This window comes from Blautia sp. CGZ-1-C1 (genome assembly GCF_056504575.1).
In genome coordinates this window covers 1-1,613 of record NZ_JBWLUT010000135.1, presented here as the reverse complement: position 1 = coordinate 1,613, position 1,613 = coordinate 1, and the positions used below count along the sequence as shown (strand labels likewise).

The window sequence follows — 1,613 nt, the reverse complement described above, 5'->3', positions numbered from 1 at the left end:
AGTTATGTCAGAAAATGTATTTGCAGGAGTACAATGAAGCGCCGCTCTTTATATCAATACGGCTCTGTAATTCAGCCAGGTGAGCAGGGACACCTTTCTGTAGGCATCGGCCTTGCCGTCTCACAGGGCGAGGTGGGATATCTTTCTCCGACATTCAATGTCACAGAAGAAGTCTTTGAGACTACGATTGATGGTGTAAAAGTTATCTTCCAGCTTACCCCTGACACTGAGTCACCGGCAGAAATGAACACCTATTTTCCTGATAAAAAAGCTCTCTGGCTGGCAGAAAACTGTACTGCAAGTATGCATAATATCTATACATTACGTGGTGCAGAGGTACGTGACGCCAATAGCTGGGCACGTTATATTACAGAAGCACAGAGTCTGTTCGGAAAAGATTCAGAAGTTGTTTTTCAGTCTCATAACTGGCCACACTGGGGCAACGATGTAATTCAGGAATATATGACAAATACAGCTGCTGTATATAAATTCATGCATGATCAGACCTTACTTTATATCAATCAGGGATATACTTCAACAGAAATCGCAAACATGATCGAACTTCCGGAAGCATTAAATAAAGTATGGTATACCCGTCAGTACTATGGTACTCTGAAACATAATGTAAAAGCTATCTATCAGAAATATATGGGATGGTATGATGCGAATCCGGTACACTTAGACGAACTTGAGCCAACCGAATATGCGAAAAAACTTGTAGAATATCTTGGTGATGCCGACAAAGTTCTGGAAATGGCAAAATCAGATTACGAAAAAGGTGAGTATCAATGGGTCGCACAGATCACAAATACTCTTGTGTATGCAGATTCGGAAAATGAGCAGGCAAAATATCTCTGTGCAGATGCACTAGAACAGCTTGGCTATCAGGCAGAATCCGGTGCATGGAGAAATGCATATCTGGTAGCAGCATCTGAACTTAGAAACGGTACAGATATGTATCCGCCAAGTGCTGTAACAGGATCAGGAAGTACCGCTCAGCAGATGGATATGCAGACAACTCTTGATTATATGGGAATCATGCTTGACAGTACAAAACTTGCGGATAAATCCTTTACTATAAATCTTCAGGTTGCCAATGATCAGAATTATCTTCTGAAAGTACATCATGGTGTACTCCTGTATTACCCGGATGAACAGGATGAAAACGCAGACATTACAATTACCACAAAGAAAGCCGGTGTTCTTGCAATCGCAGCCTGCAATGAAGATGGAATCAGCAAACTGGTTGAATCTGTAGAAGGAGATCAGGAACTTTACAAGGCATTCTGTGAAAGTATGACACCTCTGAGCTTGTATTTCAACATCATTGAACCATAAATAAAGTCAATTTAATGCCTCTTTTTGTGAATATGTGGGAGAATGATGGATGAAAACAATCATGTTATATGGATATCCCGGAGAATGTGAAGTCTCTGAACAATATCTGAAAGAATATAAAATACAGTGTTTTTCAGAGCAGGAAGAACTGGTACCGGCACTGATGGAAACACGTCCGGCTGCAGTATGGGTGATAATGGAGAAGGCAGCTGGTATGGAAGGTGTGATTGCGGTGAGAAGGATATATCCTGATCTTCCGGTCATATGGTTGTGAA

At 41.3% G+C, this 1,613-nt stretch carries 2 protein-coding genes; both read left to right on the top strand.

The genetic code is table 11. From position 1 onward, the window contains the following. Window positions 1-1,338: alkyl/aryl-sulfatase (locus AC058W_RS13105; protein ID WP_479390172.1), on the top strand; the 1,338-nt coding region annotated here is incomplete at its 5' end. A 49-nt stretch (window positions 1,339-1,387) separates the two neighbouring features. Beyond that, the gene (locus tag AC058W_RS13100; RefSeq protein ID WP_117674489.1) at window positions 1,388-1,612 is read left to right on the top strand and encodes a response regulator; all 225 of its coding nucleotides are present in this window, start codon (window positions 1,388-1,390) and stop codon (window positions 1,610-1,612) included. The last annotated feature ends 1 nt before the right edge of the window (window position 1,613 follow it).

Bases quoted from the DNA above. Each gene is read 5' to 3' on its own strand.
- AC058W_RS13100 (WP_117674489.1), top strand. From the start codon at position 1,388: ATGAAAACAATCATGTTATATGGATATCCCGGAGAATGTGAAGTCTCT.